At 32.8% G+C, this 20,517-nt stretch carries 20 protein-coding genes and 2 tRNA genes; 14 read left to right on the top strand and 8 right to left on the bottom strand.

The annotated features are described in order from the left end of the window. Position 1 precedes the first annotated feature (1 nt). Both CAV_RS04885 and CAV_RS04880 read left to right on the top strand, forming a co-directional pair. Positions 2–1,045 (top strand): DHH family phosphoesterase, encoded by a 1,044-nt coding sequence (locus tag CAV_RS04885; protein ID WP_094325550.1) that lies wholly within the window; start codon positions 2–4, stop codon positions 1,043–1,045. Then, positions 1,038–1,259 (top strand): hypothetical protein, encoded by a 222-nt coding sequence (locus CAV_RS04880; RefSeq protein ID WP_245807382.1) that lies wholly within the window; start codon positions 1,038–1,040, stop codon positions 1,257–1,259. Before CAV_RS04885 ends, CAV_RS04880 begins: the two co-directional genes overlap by 8 nt. On the opposite strand, the gene CAV_RS08875 is transcribed toward CAV_RS04880, so the two are convergent. After that, on the bottom strand, positions 1,248–1,388 hold the full coding sequence (locus CAV_RS08875) for a hypothetical protein (protein WP_157676324.1): 141 nt from the start codon (positions 1,386–1,388) through the stop codon (positions 1,248–1,250). The genes CAV_RS04880 and CAV_RS08875 overlap by 12 nt on opposite strands. Positions 1,389–1,640: 252 nt before the next feature. Here CAV_RS08875 and grpE point away from each other — a divergent pair, with 252 nt between their 5' ends. Further along, complete coding sequence (gene grpE, locus CAV_RS04875) at positions 1,641–2,168, top strand: nucleotide exchange factor GrpE (protein ID WP_094325380.1); 528 nt, start codon at positions 1,641–1,643, stop codon at positions 2,166–2,168. A gap of 17 nt (positions 2,169–2,185) precedes the next feature. Further along, positions 2,186–4,051, top strand: coding sequence for a molecular chaperone DnaK (gene dnaK / locus CAV_RS04870; protein WP_094325379.1), 1,866 nt, complete (start codon positions 2,186–2,188; stop codon positions 4,049–4,051). A gap of 22 nt (positions 4,052–4,073) precedes the next feature. On the opposite strand, the gene CAV_RS04865 is transcribed toward dnaK, so the two are convergent. Then, positions 4,074–5,090, bottom strand: coding sequence for a bifunctional 3,4-dihydroxy-2-butanone 4-phosphate synthase/GTP cyclohydrolase II (locus CAV_RS04865; RefSeq protein ID WP_094325378.1), 1,017 nt, complete (start codon positions 5,088–5,090; stop codon positions 4,074–4,076). Positions 5,091–5,183: 93 nt separating this feature from the next. On the opposite strand from CAV_RS04865, the gene CAV_RS04860 reads away from it, so the two are divergent. Continuing rightward, a tRNA-Gln gene (locus tag CAV_RS04860) sits at positions 5,184–5,258 on the top strand. 7 nt (positions 5,259–5,265) lie between these two features. Then, positions 5,266–5,341 (top strand) — tRNA-Met (locus CAV_RS04855). Here the strand turns inward: CAV_RS04855 and pgp3 are convergent. From pgp3 to CAV_RS04825, 6 genes are read right to left on the bottom strand one after another with little or no spacing between them, the layout of a single operon-like run. Then, positions 5,342–6,196, bottom strand: a complete 855-nt coding sequence (gene pgp3, locus CAV_RS04850) for a peptidoglycan metallopeptidase Pgp3 (RefSeq protein WP_094325377.1) — start codon at positions 6,194–6,196, stop codon at positions 5,342–5,344. Beyond that, positions 6,193–8,196: a glycine--tRNA ligase subunit beta gene (gene glyS / locus CAV_RS04845; RefSeq protein WP_094325376.1), complete on the bottom strand. Its 2,004-nt coding sequence runs from the start codon at positions 8,194–8,196 to the stop codon at positions 6,193–6,195. The genes pgp3 and glyS overlap by 4 nt, the downstream gene beginning before the upstream one ends. A 35-nt stretch (positions 8,197–8,231) precedes the next feature. Further along, positions 8,232–8,867, bottom strand: coding sequence for an HAD family hydrolase (locus tag CAV_RS04840; protein ID WP_094325375.1), 636 nt, complete (start codon positions 8,865–8,867; stop codon positions 8,232–8,234). Next, positions 8,867–9,196 carry a hypothetical protein gene (locus CAV_RS04835; RefSeq protein WP_094325374.1) on the bottom strand — a complete coding sequence of 110 codons (330 nt, stop codon included), beginning with the start codon at positions 9,194–9,196 and terminating at the stop codon, positions 8,867–8,869. Before CAV_RS04835 ends, CAV_RS04840 begins: the two co-directional genes overlap by 1 nt. Further along, positions 9,180–9,554: a heat shock protein transcriptional repressor HspR gene (locus CAV_RS04830; protein ID WP_094325373.1), complete on the bottom strand. Its 375-nt coding sequence runs from the start codon at positions 9,552–9,554 to the stop codon at positions 9,180–9,182. Before CAV_RS04830 ends, CAV_RS04835 begins: the two co-directional genes overlap by 17 nt. A 9-nt stretch (positions 9,555–9,563) precedes the next feature. Next, on the bottom strand, positions 9,564–10,436 hold the full coding sequence (locus CAV_RS04825) for a DnaJ C-terminal domain-containing protein (RefSeq protein ID WP_094325372.1): 873 nt from the start codon (positions 10,434–10,436) through the stop codon (positions 9,564–9,566). Between the two features lie 170 nt (positions 10,437–10,606). Here CAV_RS04825 and CAV_RS04820 point away from each other — a divergent pair, with 170 nt between their 5' ends. From CAV_RS04820 to CAV_RS04785, 8 genes are all read left to right on the top strand, one after another. Then, positions 10,607–12,007, top strand: a complete 1,401-nt coding sequence (locus tag CAV_RS04820; RefSeq protein WP_094325371.1) for a Do family serine endopeptidase — start codon at positions 10,607–10,609, stop codon at positions 12,005–12,007. Positions 12,008–12,067: 60 nt separating this feature from the next. Next, positions 12,068–12,742 carry a response regulator transcription factor gene (locus CAV_RS04815; protein ID WP_094325370.1) on the top strand — a complete coding sequence of 225 codons (675 nt, stop codon included), beginning with the start codon at positions 12,068–12,070 and terminating at the stop codon, positions 12,740–12,742. Continuing rightward, the gene (locus CAV_RS04810; protein WP_094325369.1) at positions 12,739–13,983 is read left to right on the top strand and encodes an ArsS family sensor histidine kinase; all 1,245 of its coding nucleotides are present in this window, start codon (positions 12,739–12,741) and stop codon (positions 13,981–13,983) included. The genes CAV_RS04815 and CAV_RS04810 overlap by 4 nt, the downstream gene beginning before the upstream one ends. Positions 13,984–13,992: 9 nt before the next feature. Further along, entirely contained in the window at positions 13,993–15,042 is a 1,050-nt protein-coding gene (locus CAV_RS04805) for a dehypoxanthine futalosine cyclase (protein WP_094325368.1), read from the top strand. Between the two features lie 203 nt (positions 15,043–15,245). Beyond that, complete coding sequence (locus CAV_RS04800) at positions 15,246–15,893, top strand: outer membrane beta-barrel protein (protein WP_094752825.1); 648 nt, start codon at positions 15,246–15,248, stop codon at positions 15,891–15,893. Between the two features lie 4 nt (positions 15,894–15,897). Then, a complete protein-coding gene (locus CAV_RS04795; RefSeq protein ID WP_094325366.1) occupies positions 15,898–16,482 on the top strand; it encodes an outer membrane beta-barrel protein in 585 nt (194 codons plus the stop codon). A 194-nt stretch (positions 16,483–16,676) separates the two neighbouring features. Beyond that, positions 16,677–20,060, top strand: a complete 3,384-nt coding sequence (locus tag CAV_RS04790) for a type ISP restriction/modification enzyme (protein WP_094325365.1) — start codon at positions 16,677–16,679, stop codon at positions 20,058–20,060. Then, on the top strand, positions 20,057–20,362 hold the full coding sequence (locus CAV_RS04785; RefSeq protein WP_094325364.1) for a type ISP restriction/modification enzyme: 306 nt from the start codon (positions 20,057–20,059) through the stop codon (positions 20,360–20,362). The genes CAV_RS04790 and CAV_RS04785 overlap by 4 nt, the downstream gene beginning before the upstream one ends. Positions 20,363–20,517: the final 155 nt, after the last annotated feature.

The raw sequence follows: 20,517 nt of genomic DNA, 5'->3' as shown, positions 1-20,517 counted from the left end.
TGTGAATTTATATCATCTTTCTCATACTGATTTAGACGGCTATGCTTGCCAATTTGTGAGTAATTTTTATTTTAAGAACTGTTATTTTTACAACTCAAATTACGGTAAAGAAATAAATGATAATTTTTCTATGATTTTAGATAGGATAGATGAGTCTTTAAAGCTTGATAGCGAGGTTTGCTCTATAGTTTTGATAAGCGATTTAAATTTAAGCTTAAGTCAGTGCGAGTCTTTTGAGGAAGCTCTTTCAAAAAGAAGCAATGCTAAGATTTTCTTGCTAGACCATCATCAAAGCGGACAGGCTTGTGCTGAAAAATATGCTTGGTATTTTTTAGATAGCTCAAGGTGTGCTACTAAGATAGTGTATGATTTTTTTTCAAAGATGTTTTTTCAAAATGAGAATTTGGCTAAATTTGTTGATGTCGTAAATGCCATTGATATTTGGCTAAAAGATGACACAAATTTCGAGCTTGGCAAAGTTTTACTATCTATGGTTTCAAATGCTAAGGAGCTAAATAGGGTTTTATTTCCTCAAAAAAACACAGAATACATGTTTTTTTTGCTAAGCAAGGCGCAAACCTTTGTTGGCAAGGATAAGGCTCATATATTGTTTGAGGATTCTTTGCATTTTTTGAAAAAAGAATTTTTTAAAGATGAGGAAAATAACACTCTTGGGAATTTGTTATCAATATATGTGGTGAAAATTTTAAATGAAAATAAAGAATATTTCACTCTAAAATATAAAGAATACAAATTTTTACTTACATATAATATAGGCAATGTCTCTGTTATAGGAAATGATTTTTTGACCTTAAACAAGGATTATGATTTTTTTCTTGATGTAAATTCTAAAAAAACCCTAAGTTTTAGGTCAAATAACAAGGTGGATGTAAGTTTAATCGCGCAGACTTTGGTTGGCGGAGGAGGGCACAAAAATGCTAGTGGAGGCTTTTTCGCAGCTTTTAAGGATAGTAGCGATTATAGCTTTATAAAAAATCAAATTCTAGATTTAATTAAGAGTAAAGAGGAAAAAAGCGGTGAATAAAGATGAAATGATAGAAAATTTACAGTACGAATTAAACATCACCCTAGAGGCTGCTTTGCTTTTAGCCGGCGTGAAAAAAGACAGGCTAGAAGATGCCGTGCAAAGATACATAGAGTGCGTAGATGATGTTTTAGACGGGTATGAAGGCGATGAAAATGAAGTATTAGTGCTTATATCGCACTTGAAAAATACAGATAAGGATTTATTTTCTTAATATCTTTGCTATAAGAATTCTTAGTATTTCATTTATCTTTCTTAATATGTAGTTTGTTTTGTTTTCATATAAAGAATCAAACACTTTGGAGCTTAATTCGCTTTTTTCTCTTACACTTAAATTTCTCATATAAATCCTTTCAAAATGTTGTATTTTAGCATAAGTTTTTAGAAAAATCATATTATTTTACATATTTTTTTACAAATTATTTTCAAAAGGACTTGGCAAATTTATGTGCGAAAAGCCTGTGTTCTCTAAATTCTTGCTATATTTAGTCTAATAGACTAAAGTTTTTTTAATAAATTTATTTAATTTTACTTGACATTATTAGACTAAAGTTGTATAATTCTCATCAAAATTAAATATTACTAAGGAGGATTTGTGGATAAAGATGAAAATTTAGAACAAGAAAAGAAAGAAGAGCAAAGCGAACTCAGCGAGGAAAAAGAAGAAAGCCTAGGTGAGCTAGAGCTTTTAAGGGCTGAAAATGCTGACTTAAAGGACAGATACGCTAGGGCAAATGCTGACTTTGAAAATATTAAAAAAAGAATGCAAAGGGAAAAAGAACAGATGATAGCCTTTGCAAACGAAGGGTTTGCTAGGGATTTGCTAGATGTTGTAGATACTCTAGAAGCAGCCCTTAATGTAGAAGCAAGTGATGAGTTAAGCACTAAGATAAAAGAAGGTGTTAAAAACACTCTTGATTTACTTCTTAAAAAGCTTAAAAATCACGGTGTCGAGCTTATAGAGGCAAAGGAAGGAGATGAGTTTAATCCAGAGCTTCACGAAGCTATGTTTTACGCAGAAAATGAAAATTTTAAGGCAAATGAGCTAACTCAAATTCTACAAAAAGGCTATAAGCTAAGAGATAGAATTTTAAGACACACAAAAGTAAGTGTGGCAAAATAAAATTAAAAGGATAAAAAATGGCAAAAGTTATAGGAATAGACTTAGGAACAACAAATTCTTGTGTGAGCGTTTATGAACGCGGAGAAAGCAAGGTTATACCAAACAAGGAGGGCAAAAACACAACCCCTTCTATAGTTGCCTTTACCGATAAGGGCGAGGTTTTAGTTGGAGATAGCGCTAAAAGACAAGCGGTAACTAATCCTGAAAAAACCATTTATTCTATAAAAAGGATAATGGGACTTATGATAAATGAGGAAGCGGCAAAAGAAGCTAGAAATAGACTTCCTTATCATATAGTAGATAGAAACGGAGCTTGTGCTGTTGAAATAGCTGATAAGCTTTACACTCCTCAAGAAATTTCAGCCAAGGTTTTGATGAAGCTAAAAGAGGACGCTGAAGCCTTTTTAGGAGATAAGGTTGTAGATGCTGTTATAACAGTGCCTGCGTATTTTAATGACGCACAAAGAAAGGCTACTAAAGAAGCAGGAACTATAGCTGGACTTAATGTTTTAAGAATTATTAATGAACCTACCTCTGCAGCCCTTGCTTACGGACTTGATAAAAAAGAATCTGAAAAGATAGTGGTGTATGATTTAGGTGGTGGAACCTTTGATGTAACCGTGCTTGAAACGGGAGATAATGTAGTAGAGGTCTTAGCAACAGGTGGAAATGCCTTTTTGGGCGGAGATGACTTTGATAATAAGCTTATAGACTTTTTAGCAAGCGAATTTCAAAGCGAAAATGGAATAGATCTTAAAAAAGATGTTATGGCTTTGCAAAGATTAAAAGAAGCGGCTGAAAATGCCAAAAAAGAGCTAAGCTCAGCAACTGAAACAGAGGTAAATTTACCTTTCATAACAGCTGATGCAAGTGGTCCTAAACACCTTGTAAAAAAGATAACAAGAGCCAAATTTGAAAGTATGATAGAGGGCTTAGTAAGTGAGACTATAGCTAAGATAAATGAGGTTGTAAAAGAGGCTGGACTTAGCAAGGATGAAATAAAAGAAATCGTTATGGTTGGAGGCTCAACCCGAGTGCCTTTGGTGCAAGAAGAAGTGAAAAAAGCCTTTAACAAAGACTTAAACAAATCAGTTAATCCAGACGAAGTCGTAGCCATAGGTGCTGCCATACAAGGAGCGGTTATAAAAGGTGATGTAAAAGATGTGCTTTTGCTTGATGTTACTCCTCTTTCTTTGGGTATAGAAACCTTAGGTGGAGTGATGACAAAGATTATAGAAAAAGGCACAACCATACCTACCAAAAAAGAGCAAGTTTTCTCAACTGCTGAGGATAATCAAAATGCAGTTACCATAAATGTTTTACAAGGCGAGAGAGAATTTAGTAGAGATAATAAATCCTTAGGAAATTTCAACCTAGAAGGAATTCCACCAGCTCCAAGAGGAGTGCCTCAGATTGAAGTAAGCTTTGATATAGACGCAAATGGAATTTTAACCGTTTCAGCTAAAGATAAGGCCACAGGCAAGGCTCAAGAAATCAAAATAACAGGCTCTAGCGGACTTAGCGAAGAAGAGATAAATAATATGGTAAAAGATGCCGAGCTTCACAAGGAAGAGGATAAAAAAAGAAAAGAGGTTGTAGAAGCTAGAAATTCAGCAGAAACCCTAGTGCATCAGGTTGAAAAATCCTTAAGTGAGCTTGGAGATAAGATAGCTGATGAGGACAAGGCAAACATACAAAAAGCACTTGATGAGCTAAAAGAAACGCTTAAAAATGAAAATGCCACTAAAGAAGAGATAGATAGTAAAATGAAAGCCTTAAGCGCTGCTTCGCATAAATTAGCTGAAAGTATGTATAAAAAAGAGGATGATAAAAAGGATGACAAGAAAAAAGATGACGATGTAATAGATGCTGAAGTAGAATAAAGCCTAAGTTTTACTTAGGCTTTTATAAAGAACAAAGCTCTAAATTTAAGCCAAAACCTTTCAAAGCTACAAAGTCTTTATCACAATTTGAACTTAGTAATTTTATATTTTCCACGCCAAAATATCTTAAAATTTGTGCTCCTATGCCGTAGTTTTTAAAATTTGTTTCTGTTGATTTGCTGCTTTGCATAAAAATTAAAATTCCGCCATTAGTACTTAGAAATTCTAACTGTTTTAAAAAATTATTAAATTTATCAGATGTAAGAAAATCAAAATCCTTGGAGCTTATGTGAAATTTCACATTTGCACTTTTTGAAACCTTGCCAAAACAAAATGCTATATGTTCTTGTTCGTTGTGGTCCTTAAAGATAAATTTTTTGGCCTTAAAATTTGCTATATTGCTATCTTCTTCTTTTGTGCAAGTTATTAAGCTTTCGTTTTTTAGTCTGTATTCTATCAAATCAGAAAGTGCTATCATATTTATGTCAAATTTTTTACAAAAAAGCTCTAAGTCCTTTCGTCTAGCCATTTCCCCGTCATCTTTTACTATCTCACATATCACGCAAGCTTCCTTAAGAGAGGCCAAGCGACACAAATCAACAGTGCCTTCAGTATGTCCTGTTCTTTCCAAAACACCGCCTTTTTTTGCAATTAAAGGATTTATATGCCCAGGACGCACGAAATCATCAGCCACAGCCTTATCATCAGCAAATATTTTGATGGTCATATCTCTTTCATAAGCACTCACACCGGTGCTAGCATTTTTTGCATCAACTGTTACGGTAAATGCTGTTTCGTGATTTGAAGTATTGTTAGATACCATTAAGGGCAAGTTAAAATGCTTGGCAAGCTCCTCGCTAAGTGCTACGCAAAGCACCCCTCTTGCATGTGTTATTGTAAAATTTACCTTTTCTTTGGAGCTAAACTGTGCTGCAAAGATTAAATCTCCTTCATTTTCTCTATCTTCAGCATCAACCATAACAAGCATTTTTCCTTCTTGAAGTTCTTTTATAGCTTGTTCTATCTTTATAAATGACATAATTTTTCCTTAAAATGTTTTAAAAAAGTAACAATTATACTTTTTATTTCTTGACATTTTAATTAAAATTCCTTATAATTACTACTTTTTTATTGGGGTATCGCCAAGCGGTAAGGCAACAGGTTTTGGTCCTGTCATTCAGGGGTTCGAATCCCTTTACCCCATCCACTTTTGACGCGAGGTGGAGCAGTGGTTAGCTCACTGGGCTCATAACCCAGGGGTCGAGGGTTCAAATCCCTCCCTCGCAACCATCATTTTACTTTTTCATCTACTAAATCATTGAATTTTTTTATGAAGTCCATAGGATCTACTTGATTTCCGCCAGCAAATATTCCAAAATGCAAATGAGCACCAGTTACTCTTCCGCTATCTCCGCTAAGAGCTATTACATCGCCTTTATTTACTTTTTGACCTACTTTAACCTTTATTTCGGAAAGATGGTAGTATTGAGAGAAAATTTTATAACCATGGTCTATTATAACTGAGCCTCCAGCGTAGTATCTGTCCTTTGCTAGTCTTACTACTCCAGAATTTGCAGCTAAAATAGGCGTGCCAACCTTAGCTCTAAAATCTGTTCCTGAATGATAGCTTGCCAAAGTGTTGTTAAAAACTCTTGCAGTTCCAAAATGACTTGTTATGGCAGAATCAAGAGGTTTTATAAATTTCCCATCATACAAAGCTTCGTCTGTAAAGGTGGCGTAAATTTTATTTGCTTCTTTTAATTCTTTTTGAATTCTAGCCAAAACTTCTTTTGGTGGTTTTACTTTATTTGCAGCAACGGTTAATTTTTCAACCTTATACGAGCCATCATAACCTAGCAAGTGGTAATTTTTAATCTCTCCATTTGCATAAAGTGCCGAAATTTTAGCCTCTTTGATAGGCTTTCTATAAGATGAGCTAAATATCAACATGACTTTATTATCATCACTTGGGTGCAGCATAAATCTTTCTTTTTTCTCTTTTTTGTCTAGATTGCTTTTACTTTGAATTTCTTTAAGTCCTTTTTTTCCAAATTCTAGTATCACAGCCTGGCCCTTAGTGATATTCATATCGTATGCAAAAGAAAATGCAAGAGCAAAAATTAAAACAAAAGATATTTTTTTCATAGGCTTATCTCCTTTATATCAGCTACAGTTAAAAAACTCTTATAGATGTTAAAAATAAGAGCTTGTCTGTTTTTCTTGATTTTTTCATCATCAACATTTATCATAACATTGTCAAAAAACTTATCTATAGGCTCTTTAAGCTCGAATAATTCTTTTAACAACTCGTACGGACTGTTATCTAGCTTGCACTTTTTAAAGCTAGCAAATAAATCCTTTTCCTCTTTTTCAAGTAATAAATTTTCATCTATATTTAGCTGTGTATTTTCATTTTTTATGATGTTTGCAAGTCTTTTAAAGGTGTCAAAATATGAGTTAAAATTCTCATCTTTGCTTAGTTTGATTAAGGCATTTATGCTTGAATTTAAATGAACTATATCTGTGCTTTTAGAACTTAATGCAGCCTTGATAAATGAGGCGTTTGCGTTATATAAGCTATACAGTCTTTCAAGTATGAAAGTTAGCAAAGTTTTCGTGTCAAAATTCTTATAATTTGGTGCTACTTTTTGTAAAAATTCATCAAGTTTAAAATTTATGTTTAAATTTATGATTATTTTTAGCACTCCAATAGCGGCTCGTCTTAAGGCGTAAGGGTCTTTTGTTCCGCTTGGAATTTTATTGATAGAAAATAAAGATAGCAATGTATCAAATTTATTTGCCAAGGCCACGATGCTGCTAAATTGCGTGCTTGGTAAGATATCATTTTCTGATTTTGGCAGATACTGCTCTAAGATAGCTAAGCATATTTCATCCTTAAAGCCCTCTTTTTTAGCGTAGTGATAACCCATAATCCCTTGCAAATCAGTAAATTCATACACCATTTGAGTGCTTAAATCAGCTTTTGAGTACTCTACAGCACTTAAAACATCATCTAACTTGCATTCTTTATAAATTTGACACAGTTCTTTTGCTAAGTTTTTTTCTCTTTGCACCTTATCATACATAGTTCCCAGACCCTCAAAATACGAAATCTTTTTCAAATTTTGCACTTGAAGTTTATTTTTCAGGTCGTTTTCGTAAAAAAACATGGCATCACTTAATCTAGCTCTTAAAACTCTTTCATTTCCATTTATTATAAAGTTGTAATCATCGCAAACCGCGTTGCTAACAACCACAAAGCTATTATGAAAAGCACCGTCTTTAAAAACACTAAAATATCTTTGATTTTCTCTCATAGAATTTATGATAACTTCGCTTGGCAGAGATAAAAATTCTTTTTCAAAGTTTCCTATCAAAGCACTTGGATATTCTGTTATAGCCACCACTTCATCCAAAAGCTCGCTGTCTTCTTTTATCTTTATTTTGTATTTTTCCTCTAGTTTTTTAAAATCGTCTAGGATTTTTTTTCTTCTTTCATCTTGATTTAAGATTACAAAATTTTCTTGCAAAATTTTAAAATACTCATCGCAGTCCTCAAAAGCAAAAGCTTCATAGGATACGCTTCTATGAACAAAGCTTGTTTTTGCACTTTTAACCCCGTAAATACTCATATCCACTAAATCATCGCCCAAAAGCACAGCTAAAGACCTTATAGGTCTTATAAATTCAAAGCTATTATCTTTCCAACGCATTGACTTGCCAAAATTTAGACAAGATATGAATTTTTTTATCATTTCCTCTAAAAGCTCTTTGCTTTCCTTGCCTTGAATTTCTTTTTCGTAGTATAAAACTTCTTTTCCCTTTATTTCTTTAAAGCAAAGTTCAGCTTCGCTTAGGCCTGTTTTTTTTAAAAAACTAAGTCCGGCTTGGCTTAATTTCCCATCTTTAAACGCCACATCCCTAGGAGCACCTATAAATTCAGCCTTGTGATTTTTTTGTTTTTGTAAGAATTTTGTATGGTAAAGAACCAATCTTCTTGGAGTGTAAAAAAAGCTAAAATCACTTTTTAAGCCGTATTCATCTAAAATTTTAGACCATTTTGTGCTGATATTAGGAAGTTCTTTTAAAAGAGGTATGGCTGGAAGCTCCTCAACGCCTATTTCTATTAACAACTTAGTTTCCATTTTAAACCTTAATATAAATTAAAAAGATTATTTTATCATATTTTGCTATCATTAAAGTATTTTTCAAAAAGCTTTAATAGCTCATTTGCATTACTAAATTCATTAGCTTTGCTTGTTGGCATATTCCATTTGGCGCTAAGATATGGTATGTTAGCGTTTTTAGCAGCTTCTTCATCTTTTTTACTATCACCAACAAACAAGGCCTTGTCAAAAGGGCTTTGATTTTGTATGAAATTTAGCATTTGTGGGCTTGGCTTTGGCTCTATCTTGGCTGATACGCCTACGATTATATTAAAATACTCACTTATTTTATGCTTACTAAGTATTTTGTCAAGAGAATCTTGCGGAGCGTTGGTAGCTATGGCTATATATGCACCTTTATTTTGCAAATAAGTAAGTATGTCTATCACGCCATCATATAATATAACGCTTTGTTCATAATGCTTTATAAAATACCTTTCAAAACCTTGTTTAAAAGTGCTATGCTCAAAATCATCTATGTTGTAAAGTATCTTAGCCCAGTCTTTACCCGGCGTGTTTATTGTATCTAGTATAAATCTCTCATCTAGGGCTTGTAAGTTTAAATTCTTTCTTATCTCATTTACCGCAGAGCTTATGGCATTTGCGCTATTTATAAGAGTTCCATCCATATCAAAAATAACAGTCAACATTAAAAGTCCTTAAATTTGTTTTTGTGTTTATCTTTTTTATATTTTTGTGAATTTTTAAGCTTATCTACAGCGTTGCTTTTCATTAAAAGTTCATTTTGTGCGAATTTCATGCTCAAACAATCATTTGCGAAGTCCTGCAAAGCCTTTGTGTATGGAGAATATAAAGTTACAGAAAAGTCATTTAAAAAAAGGCTCATCTTTTTTATCTTTTCGCAAAATAATTCTTGATTAAAATTATCTTTTTTTAACATAGAATTTGCTGCGTTGTAAAATTTTTCTAACTTTCTTATATAGCGGATTAGCTCTTGTTTGCTAGATGTTTTTTTCATTATAAAATATCAAATCAAAGCTATTTTTATGCTTTACAACCGCCTTACTTGACTTGCCTTGATGTCTTTCAAGCTCTAGTCTTAGCTCATCTATCAAGGCTTCAAATTCATTTATTTGTCTTTTGAGTTTTAATATCACATCAACACCCGCTAAATTCACGCCCATATCTCTGGTAAGTCTAAGTATTAATTTAATCTTATCAATGTCTTTTTGCGAGTACAACCTCATTTTACCATCTGTTCTGCTTGGTTCTATAAGGCCTTCTCTTTCATACTGTCTTAAGGTTTGCGGGTGTATGCTTAAAACCTTTGCTACAACTGATATAAGATAAACCGGTTCTTCATAAGTATGCTGCATTTTTACTCCTTAAGGAAGTTTTTCTTCTAACATTTTTAATAAATCCTTGTCCAAATCCTCAGTATTTGGCAGGACAACATTTATATTTAAATACAAATCCCCATAAATATTTGTCTTTCTGTTTTGTACTCCATAGCCTTTAAGTCTTATTTTTTGGCCATTTTTTGTGTTTTGAGGTATTTTTATGTTTACTTCTTTTCTTGGTGTTTGAATTGTGATTTTATCTCCAAACAAGGCCATTTTTAAGCTAATATCAACCTTTTTATACAAATCATCGTCTTTTCTTTCGTATTCTTTGCTTTCTTCGATTTCAACCTGTATTATCAAATCCCCTCTTGCTCCGTTAAAAGACGAGCCTTTGCCTCGAATTCTTAGCTTTTCTCCCTCTTTTATGCCATGAGGTATTTTTATGGTGATATTTTCTTGATTAAAAGTTATCTTTTGCTCGCCGCCTAAAATAGCTGTGTTGAATGGAATTTTTATCTTTGCGTTTAGGTCTAAATTTTGCGCTGTATTATTAAAATTAAATCCGCTGCTAAATCCACCTGAAAAGCCTGAATTTCTGGAGTTAAAACCGCCTCCAAAATTTGCAAACAAATCATGCAATATATCGTTAAAATCAGCCCCGCTAGCTCCGCGTGAAAAATCTTGAAAACTCTGCCCGCCAAAGATTGAATCGCCGTATCTGTCGTATTTTTTTCTCTTGTTTTCATCGCTTAGAATTTCATACGCTGCGTTGATTTCTTTGAATTTTTCTTCGGCTCCTTTTTCTTTGTTGATGTCTGGGTGATATTTTCTTGCTAATCTTCTATAAGCTTTTTTTATTTCATCTGCGCTTGCAGTTTTTGAAACACCTAAAGTATCGTATAAACTATTATTCATTTTAAGTAAACCCTTGAATTTTTATTAAATTTTTCCTGCAGTATAACATAAACCTTTAGTGTAAGTCAATCAACTTTTTTAAGTTTTTGTGATTTAGACTTATTTTGTTAACGATTTGATAAATTATAAATTTTATACTTCACTCAAATACTTAAAAATTGAGGTTTGATATGGTTAGAAAGCTTATTTTAACATCTATATTAAGTTCTTTTGTTTTGGCTGCTAACATTAACATTAAAGAAGCTAATGATAATGCTCAAAGAATTCAGCCCGGCGGTGATAACGGTGCTATTTTGTCTTACTATAATGTCATCAAGGATGCGAAAAATTCAGTTGTTAATATCTCTACTTCAAAAACAGTCGCAAGGGCTAGAGACCCATTCTTTGACAACTTTTTCAATGACCCTTATTTTAGGCATTTTTTTGACATACCACAGCAAAGAGGAGGGGGCAAAGAGGTTGTAAATTCCTTGGGCTCTGGTGTTATCATCTCCTCTGATGGATATATAATTACAAATAACCATGTGGTGGAAAACACGGACGAAATCACAGTTACTTTGGCAAACAAAGATGAAGAATACAAGGCTAAGATAATAGGAAGCGACCCAAAGACTGATTTAGCCGTTATTAAGATAGAGGCTTCGAATTTATCGGCTATTTCTTTTGCTGATTCTGATGATTTGCTGGAAGGGGATTTGGTCTTTGCTATTGGAAATCCTTTTGGGGTTGGTTCAAGCGTAACTAGCGGTATAATTTCGGCCTTAAATAAAGACAATATAGGCCTAAATCAATACGAAAATTTCATACAAACAGATGCTTCTATAAATCCTGGAAATTCAGGCGGGGCATTGGTTGATAGCAGAGGAGCTTTAATAGGCATAAACTCAGCAATCCTTTCAAGAAGCGGAGGAAATAACGGCATAGGCTTTGCCATACCTTCAAATATGGCTAAAAATGTAGCAAAATCTTTAATCCAAAAGGGTAAGGTAGAGCGAGGATTTTTAGGCGTTAGCATAAGTTCTTTACAAGGCGATAGCAAAAATGTATATAGCAACAAAGAGGGTGCTTTAATAACTGATGTAGAAAACAACTCAGCAGCGCAAAAAGCAGGCTTAAAAAGAGGGGATTTGATAATTAAGGTTAATGATAAAAATATCAAAAATGCCAATGACTTGAAAAACTACATAGGCAGCTTAGCTCCTAATGAAAATATTGTCGTAATTTATGAAAGAGATAGGGTGGTAAAAAGCGTAAGTTTTGCCTTGCAAGCACAGGGCGATGTTTTAAGCGATAATGGCCTTATAGACGGGCTTGAGTTAAAAAATTTAGATAAAAATTCAAGGTCATCAATTCCGCACTCGATTAACGGTGTTTTAGTATCTGGCGTTAAGGCAAATTCAAAGGCTGATAATGTAGGCTTTGAAACAGGAGATGTAATCATAGCTGTAGAACAAATAGAAATTAAGAATTTAGAGGATTTGTCCTCTGCGTTAAAGCAAAATAGGTCTAAAAGCTTTGTTAAAATTTGGGTTTACAGGCAAGGTTACACACAGCTTTTGGTTCTTAGATGAGCTTACTTTTTGTTAGAAAAAATATTTTAAAATGTGTTTAATTTTTCGTGAGGGAGAGTTATGGTCAATATTCTTATGATAGAGGACGATTTAGAATTAGCAGAGATTATCGCAGAATACCTTGAAAAATTTGAAATGAAGGTAGATATAGCACACGAGCCGTATATAGGTCTTTCAAAGCTTGCTTTAAAAGAGTATCAGCTTATTATTTTAGATTTATCCTTGCCAGGACTTGATGGCTTGGAGGTTTGTGAGGAAATTCGCAAAAAATACGACACGCCTATAATCATATCAAGTGCCAGACATGATATAAGTGATAAGGTAAATGCTTTAGAATTAGGTGCTGATGATTATTTGCCAAAACCTTACAATCCACAAGAACTGCAAGCAAGGATTAAAAGCCACTTAAGACGGATAAATACGACCAAAAAAACAATAGCAGACACAGTTAAAGATTTAGTTTATGACCAATACAAACACATCATAACTATGAAAGGCCAAGAAATAAATTTAACAAATGCCGAATTTGACATACTTTCTTACCTTATAAAAAAAGAAGGCGGGGTTGTAAGCAGGGAGGAATTAGTCTATAACTGTACTTCGATTAGCGAGGATTCTAGCAATAAAAGCATAGATGTGATTATAAGTAGGATTAGACAAAAAATGGGCGATGACCCTAAAACTCCAAGATATATACATTCTATAAGGGGCATAGGCTACAAGCTTACCCAATGAACAAATCATCTATCTTTTACACCATAACCTTTATTTTTATCCTAGCCATAGTAAGCGTTGTTTTAGCTTTTTTATGGCTTATTGCCTATGACCAGCAAAACTACACCGATGAGCTAAATGCTAAGTATTCTTTGGTGGCTAATGCTAGATTGCTGTATTTTAGTGGCATTATAGATGAAAGAGAATTTAAAGAACAAACCAAGAATTATAAAATGGAAGCCGTTACTGATTTAGCAGAGATGAGACAGGTTATTTTTAGGGGCGAAGTTTTAGCAAAAGCCTTTGCAAATAATGGCATAGTAGAAATTGTCTCATATAAAAGAGATATTTATCTTAAGATAATTTATAATTCTAGATTATATCTTTATGTGGACCAAGAATACGAAAGTTATCGTTATTTTATAATCCGCTTTATGGCTCTAAGCGTTGTACTTATACTTATCTTTCTTTATGTTTATACGATTAAAAAATTAAGACCCTTATCTTTGCTAAGAAAACAAATAGATAAATTTGCAAACAACAAGTTGGACGAAATAGAGGATGTAAGCTCGGGAAAAGATGAAATTTCACAGGTTGCAAGTGCGTTTTTTACAGCCATTACTCAAATTCAAAAATTAAATAAATCAAGACAATTTTTCATAAGAAATATAATGCACGAGCTTAAAACGCCGATTACAAAAGGACTTATCACCCTTGAAATGATAGATGATAGCAAGTATAAAGAAAGGCTTAGCGGAATTTTTTATAGGCTCGAGCTTTTGATAAATGAATTTGCAGCAGTCGAGCAAATCGCCTCTGGAGCTACCTTTGTAAATAAGAAAAAATACAATATCTTAGATTTGATTGATGAGGCAAAAGAAGTTGCCATGAGCGATGAAAATAATGTCAAAATTTTAAACAACGAAAGCTTTTTTGTTAGTGCTGATTTTAAACTTTTTTCAACCGCGATTAAAAATATGATAGATAATGGAGTGAAATACGCGGATGATAGGATTATAGAGATAGAAATTAATGAAAAGTATTTGTGCTTTAAAAACAAGGGTAAGGGGCTGGATTATTCTTTAGAGTATTACACACAAGCTTTTACGCAAGGTAACAAGCAAAAAGATAGCTTTGGTTTGGGGCTTTACATAGTAGATACTATATTAAAATCTCACAATATGTTCCTTGATTATGAATATGAAAATGGAGTCAATAAATTTTATTTTAAAAATTTAGATAAAATAATCATAAAAGAATGAAAGGTATAAATGTCAAGATTAGATAAAAAAGAGGCTTTGCACTTGCTGCAAAATGCTGATTTATACGAGCTTGGAGAATTAGCCTATAAAAAAAAGCAAGAATTACACCCAGAAAAAATCACAACCTTTGTTGTGGATAGAAACATAAACTACACTAATGTTTGTTGTATAGATTGTGATTTTTGTGCCTTTTATAGACACGCAAAGGATGATGACGCTTACATCCTAAGCTTTGAGGAGATAGGTAAAAAGATAGAGGAATTACTTGCCATAGGTGGCACTCAAATTCTTTTTCAAGGCGGAGTGCATCCAAAGCTTAAGATAGAGTGGTATGAGGACTTGGTGGAGTTTATTTCTAAAACTTATCCTAGTATAACCGTGCATGGTTTTTCAGCAGTTGAGATAGCTTACATAGCTAAAATTTCAAAAATTTCTATAAAAGAAGTCTTGCAAAGATTGCAAAAAAAGGGACTTTTTTCAATCCCAGGAGCAGGAGCTGAAGTTTTAAGCGATAGGGTTAGAGACGAGATAGCACCGCATAAATGCGATACAGACACTTGGCTTGAGGTGCATAAAAACGCACATAGTATAGGTATGAAAAGCACTGCTACTATGATGTTTGGTACTATTGAAACTGATGAAGAGCTAATAGATCATTTTGAGCATTTAAGAAAGCTTCAAGATGAAACAGGAGGTTTTAGAGCCTTTATTTTGTGGTCTTTTCAAGGAGCAAATACAAAGCTTATGCAAAAACACCCAGAAATTTTAAAGCAAAGCTCAAATAAATACTTAAGATTGTTAGCGCTTTCAAGACTTTATTTGGATAATTTCAAAAACATACAAAGTTCTTGGGTAACTCAAGGCTCTTTAATAGGACAGCTTGCCCTTAAATTTGGAGCAAATGACTTAGGCTCAACGATGATGGAGGAAAATGTCGTATCCGCAGCCGGAGTAAGCAATAAGATGAACCAAGATGAGATGATAAATCTTATAAAAGGGCTAGGAGAAAAACCGGCTAAAAGAAATACAGCCTATGAAATTTTAGAAAGGTATTACTAAATTTAGCTAGTTGTCTTTCTCTAGCTAAATTTATATCTTAATTTTTCCTTATATTTTGTGACAATCTTAAACATTTACTTAATACTTTTTTAACACAAAATCAACACAGATAAATATTTGCAAGAAAAAATGCAAAAAAAAAAACGAATTTTTTAAGATATAATCACCTTTTCTAAATCAAAAATTTAAACAAAGGTGGTTTTATGAAAAGAATTTTTCTTTTTTTCGTATCTCTTTTAGTTGTCTCTAGCTTTTTAAAGGCTGAAAATAGCGGAGGCTTTATGGGTATTGATATAGCTAGAAACTACGGCTCTCAAGAAGTTACCCAGATAGGTGGTCCAAATGATGGCAAAACTTGGAAAAATTTAGGCTTAAAAGGCTTAAAAATAGGTTTTTTAGCTGGTTATAAACACTTTTTTACCCAAAATTTTGGTATAAGAGCTTACGGGCAATTTGATTATGGCGCCTTGCTAGGATATGATAGAATGGGCTTAGAAAATGGCGATAAAAGAATGGCAGCTGGTGCTTTGAGCATAATGGGAAATGTTGATGCGATGTATAATTTTTGCGACTGCGATAACAGAATTTTTGGTGCTTATACAGGTCTTAGCTTGGGCTACATAGATTATCACATCTCAAATATAGGCGTTGTTGAGGGCGTGGATATGGCTTTTAACATAGGCTTTAGAGCTGTATTTTCTGAAAGACATAGCTTAGAGCTTTACAGACGCTTTGGTAAAAGCCTTACAGCTGGTGGTATAAAATATGCTGATGGAGACCAGGTAAGAACTAGAACTATGAAGATGTCAAGACCTGATATAACAGGCATTAGATATGTAGTAAATTTCTAAGATAATGCTTAAAAAATTTCTACTTATTTTTATCTGCTCTCTTTGCTTGGCTGAGGAGAGCTCTTATTTTTTCGGCGTGGATGCTCTAGATTTTAGGATAAATGAAGAGCTTAGTACTTCTACCCTGTCCTATAAAAACCGAGATGTAAAAGGACATAGAATGGGCATCTTGCTTGGATATAAGCACTTTTTTAATGAAAGCTTTGGTTTTAGAATTTATGGAAATTTTAACTACGGCTCTTTAATCGGCGAGGATATACTTAGTAAAAAAGGCTTTTTTGTAAAAAGTGCAAATTTTTTAACTCATCTTGACGCCTTGTATAATTTTTGCAAATGCTATGAACACGAAGTGGGGCTTTACACAGGCATAAGTCTTGGCTATATAAATTATGATATAAGGGAGCAGGGCTACATAAATGCCTTTGATTCTGCCTTAAGTTTTGGCTTTAGAATTTCTTTCATAGGAGGACATAGTTTTGAGCTTTACAGACGATTTGGCTTACCTATAAATGCTTCTACATACAAATTTAATCACATAAAAATTCATCAAGCCGACAACACAGGCATTAGGTATTTTTTACATTTTTAGTTTAAATAAGATATGTTAAGCTTTTTTTTAATAAATAAACTCTACATTTATTAAAAGTTTATTTTTCCTAAATACTTAGAAATTTACAAATTTAAACTGTATATATTTTATAATTTTCCATAAGATTTTAGTAAAAAGATTTTTGTATTAAATTTTTTGTATAATTTTGTATTTCATTAATAAGGAAATTTTTAGTGTTAGAAATTTTAAAAAACTACATAAAAAACATACAAAACTTAAGCTTTGATGATAACGAATACTCTTACAACAATTCCTTTCACTCTTTTATCAAGGAAAGTTCTTTAAAATTTAGTAAAAAACTTTCTTTAAGTGAGCAAAAAAGGCACAAAAGTATATTAATTCCTGATTACACCATATATAAAGATACTCTTATATCAGGGCTTATAGAGTTAAAAGCCGTTTCAAAAGACATAAAGGATATAGAAAAATTTTTTAAAGATGCAAAGGCAAAAGAGCAAATTTTTAAATACTTCGAACTTTGTAAAAACATCTTGCTAAGCGATTATTTAAATTTTCATCTTTTAAGCCTTGACGAGAAAAATAATTTACGAGTTTTACTATCTATAAATCTTTGTGAGCTTACAAATTTAAAAAATATAGCAAAATCTTTAAAGCAAAAAGAAGATTCAAGCTCCTTTTTTAAAGAATATGACTTAAAACAAAAGGCTAGGGAATTTGAAGATCTTTTTGAAATCTTTTTTAATAAAGAGCCAAGTTCTATAAATTCTGCCTCTGATTTTGCAAATGCTTTAGCTATTAGGACAAAAATGCTTAAAGAAAAGCTTTCGCAAAATACCAATAATAATGAGATAATCCAAATCTATAAAACATTTAACGATATCTTGTATAAAGGAATTTTAGATGATGATAAATTTGCTGATTCTTTTGCGCAGGTGATAACTTACGGCTTGTTTTTAGCTAGGCTAAATATAGATGAAAAAATAGAACTTGATAATGCAAAAAGATTTATACCTAAAAATTTTCCCCTCATAAAGTCTATGTTATCTTTCTTAGATAGTGAAAAATTAGACGAACTTGATATGGACATAAAATACATTATAAAAGATATTATTAATATTATAAATCATATAGATATAGGCTCTTTGGTAAGGGAGCTAAACAAAATTTCTCAAAAAGATTTATATGGTGAATATATACATAAAGACCCTTATATACATTTTTATGAAAGTTTTTTAAGCAAATATGATAAGGACTTAAGAAAGCTTAGAGGGGTTTATTACACCCCGACTCCCGTTGTCAAATTTATAGTAGATAGTATAGATTTGTCTTTAAAAAAACATTTAAATCAAGAAAAAGGTTTAGTAACAGCTCTTGATAGTGAAAAAATTACACTTTTAGACTTTGCCACAGGCACGGGAACTTTTTTGCTTGAAGCTTTTCGTAAGGTTTATGACGGTGTAAAAGATGAGATACCTAGCTCAAAAAGTCCTAAATTTGATGATTTTAAGAGATATTTTAAAAAGATTGTAAAAAATTTTAAAGGTTTTGAACTTTTGATAGCTCCCTATGTTATAGCACATTTAAAAATATCTCAGGTGTTTAAAGATGAATTTAACTTTGCTCTAGAAAATACAGATAAAAAAGAATATGAAATTTTAAATATAAAACTTACAAATACCCTACATTTTGATGACGATAAAAATAAACATCAAAATATTTTTTCTCAAATGTCAATATTAAAAGAGCTTTCAAATGAATTTTTAGAGGCTCAAAATGTGAAAGAAAAAGAAATTTTAATTATCACAGGCAACCCTCCTTATAGTGGTGCAAGCAGTAATAAAGGCTTATATGAAAAAGAAGTGCAAGTTGCCTATAAAAACCCAATGGAGACACCAAACAATCCAACAGCTATTCTAAAAAATAATAAAATAGAAAAAGAGAAAAATCCCAAATGGCTTTTAGATGATTATGTGAAATTTATCCGCTTTGCTGAAAGTAAAATTGAATCTCAAGAGGGCGGAATCTTTGCCTTTATCTCTAATAATAGCTTTTTAGACAACCCCACTTTTCGCGGTATGCGTTATCATCTCATGCAAAGCTTTGATACACTCTATATCCTAGATTTGCATGGCAATACACGCAAAAAAGAGCTATCACCTGATGGCAGCAAAGATGAGAATGTGTTTGACATAATGCAGGGCGTGAGCATTAATATCTTTATGAAAAATAGAAATTCACCTTTGGGTAATCACACAGAATCAAAAGAGCCATCCTGCCAAATCTATCACTATGACCTCTATGGCAAACGCAAAGACAAATACAACTTTTTGTATGAAAATAGCTTAGATTCTATCCCTTGGAATCGCCTAAACCCAAAACCACCCTTTTTTCTTTTTATCCCACAAAATGAGAGCTTAAGAGAGGAATACGACAAGGGCATAAGCGTTAAGGATATGTTTAGAATCTCAAGTGTGGGGGTTGTAACAGGAAAAGATTCTGTATTTATTGCCAATGATATGCAAACACTAAAAGAACAGATAATTAATTATTGCAATGAATTTGATGAAGAGTTAGCACAAGATATTGCCTATCGTCCATTTGATATTAGGAAAATTTACTACGATGTAGCAAAAATTGCAAGAGCTAGAAAGGAGGTTATGGAGCATTTCTTACAAGATTCTATGTCATTGCAAGGCGAAGCCGAAGAATCTAAAGATATAGGGTTAGTTTATAAGCGTGGTTTTCCAAACACGCAAAGTGGGCAAGGTTTTGCAACGAAAAATATTATAGATTTTAGAACTTGGTCTTGTGCTGGAATGCAAGGTGGCGACTATATCTCACCCCTTTATCTCCAAAATACAGAATCTACACAAAAAAATCTCAAAAAGAGTGAGAAAGAAAGTCTTTTTGATGATGAGGATATTTTCCAAGGCAAAGAGCGCATAGAGAATTTCACGCCAGAGTTTAGGTCCTTTGTAGATTCTAAATACACTTGGAATCTCAAGGACATAAAGGCAAATCCGCATTTGTTTTTAGATTCTCACACCCTCACACCCGAGGCGATTTTGAGCTATATCTATGCGGTGTTATTTCATAAAGACTACCGCGAAAAATACATAGACTTTCTTAAAATCGATTTTCCTAAAATCCCCTTTGTAGAATCCAAAGAGAAGTTTATAGCCCTAAGTAAGCTAGGCTTAGAGCTTATGAGTGTGCATTTGATGGCAGACAACGAGAGAGAGAGAGAGAGAACAGAAATTAATGAGAATGAATCGCAATATTGGGCTAATCTTGCCAAGACAACTAGTAAGTCAGGAATACAAACACACATTCATAGCTCACACGATAATGGAGATGTGCTATATCTCCAACAAAACCAAAGAAGGGAACTACATATTCCCCCTCTACCTCTACAACACCAAGCGGGCAAGGAAGATTCTATGCAAAGAGTAAATATCGCCCTTGTATGTGATAGAGGCTGCAAACTACATAAAATCGATAATATGTTCATCACGCAAAATATCATTGATTTACACCTAGTGGGAAGCGGAAGCTATGTCTTCCCGCTCTATCTTTATAATAAGGAAAGCTTATGAATGCTTTAGAATCCATCGGTGAGCCGCTGTTTTTAGATATGGCAAATAAGGTTTTAATCATTGAAAAGCCAAGTTACAAAGAGAGTGAGCAAAGGCTTTTTGTCAATGAATCTTTATATTTTGATAAGGTAAGCAAAGAGGTATGGGCGTATAAGATAGGGGGCTATCAAGTCTTAGATAAATACCTAAAGAGCCATAAGGGAGAGGAGATTGACTATGAACACTTTCAAAAGATAATCCAAAGTCTTACAAAAAGCCTAGAGCTAGAAAATGAAATTTCAAATATAAGTTTTATTAGCTAAAAGCTGTATAAAGTTTTTAGCTTAGTTTATTTAAAATGGGATTTTAAAATTTAAATTTACTGATGTATTTTTTAACAAAAAGATTAAAATTTACTTAAAAATACATTTTATCCAAACAGATATTTAAAATTATGCTATACTTTGTTTCCAAAAAG

It is taken from the genome of Campylobacter avium LMG 24591, assembly GCF_002238335.1.
Lineage (GTDB): Bacteria > Campylobacterota > Campylobacteria > Campylobacterales > Campylobacteraceae > Campylobacter_D > Campylobacter_D avium.
Note: the sequence above shows the minus strand (reverse complement) of the source record. Positions and strands in the feature narration are given on the sequence as shown.

Bases quoted from the DNA above. Each gene is read 5' to 3' on its own strand.
- CAV_RS08875 (WP_157676324.1), bottom strand. From the start codon at position 1,388: ATGAGAAATTTAAGTGTAAGAGAAAAAAGCGAATTAAGCTCCAAAGTG.
- dnaK (WP_094325379.1), top strand. From the start codon at position 2,186: ATGGCAAAAGTTATAGGAATAGACTTAGGAACAACAAATTCTTGTGTG.
- CAV_RS04865 (WP_094325378.1), bottom strand. From the start codon at position 5,090: ATGTCATTTATAAAGATAGAACAAGCTATAAAAGAACTTCAAGAAGGA.
- pgp3 (WP_094325377.1), bottom strand. From the start codon at position 6,196: ATGAAAAAAATATCTTTTGTTTTAATTTTTGCTCTTGCATTTTCTTTT.
- glyS (WP_094325376.1), bottom strand. From the start codon at position 8,196: ATGGAAACTAAGTTGTTAATAGAAATAGGCGTTGAGGAGCTTCCAGCC.
- CAV_RS04840 (WP_094325375.1), bottom strand. From the start codon at position 8,867: ATGTTGACTGTTATTTTTGATATGGATGGAACTCTTATAAATAGCGCA.
- CAV_RS04835 (WP_094325374.1), bottom strand. From the start codon at position 9,196: ATGAAAAAAACATCTAGCAAACAAGAGCTAATCCGCTATATAAGAAAG.
- CAV_RS04830 (WP_094325373.1), bottom strand. From the start codon at position 9,554: ATGCAGCATACTTATGAAGAACCGGTTTATCTTATATCAGTTGTAGCA.
- CAV_RS04825 (WP_094325372.1), bottom strand. From the start codon at position 10,436: ATGAATAATAGTTTATACGATACTTTAGGTGTTTCAAAAACTGCAAGC.
- CAV_RS04820 (WP_094325371.1), top strand. From the start codon at position 10,607: ATGGTTAGAAAGCTTATTTTAACATCTATATTAAGTTCTTTTGTTTTG.
- CAV_RS04815 (WP_094325370.1), top strand. From the start codon at position 12,068: ATGGTCAATATTCTTATGATAGAGGACGATTTAGAATTAGCAGAGATT.
- CAV_RS04810 (WP_094325369.1), top strand. From the start codon at position 12,739: ATGAACAAATCATCTATCTTTTACACCATAACCTTTATTTTTATCCTA.
- CAV_RS04805 (WP_094325368.1), top strand. From the start codon at position 13,993: ATGTCAAGATTAGATAAAAAAGAGGCTTTGCACTTGCTGCAAAATGCT.
- CAV_RS04800 (WP_094752825.1), top strand. From the start codon at position 15,246: ATGAAAAGAATTTTTCTTTTTTTCGTATCTCTTTTAGTTGTCTCTAGC.
- CAV_RS04795 (WP_094325366.1), top strand. From the start codon at position 15,898: ATGCTTAAAAAATTTCTACTTATTTTTATCTGCTCTCTTTGCTTGGCT.
- CAV_RS04785 (WP_094325364.1), top strand. From the start codon at position 20,057: ATGAATGCTTTAGAATCCATCGGTGAGCCGCTGTTTTTAGATATGGCA.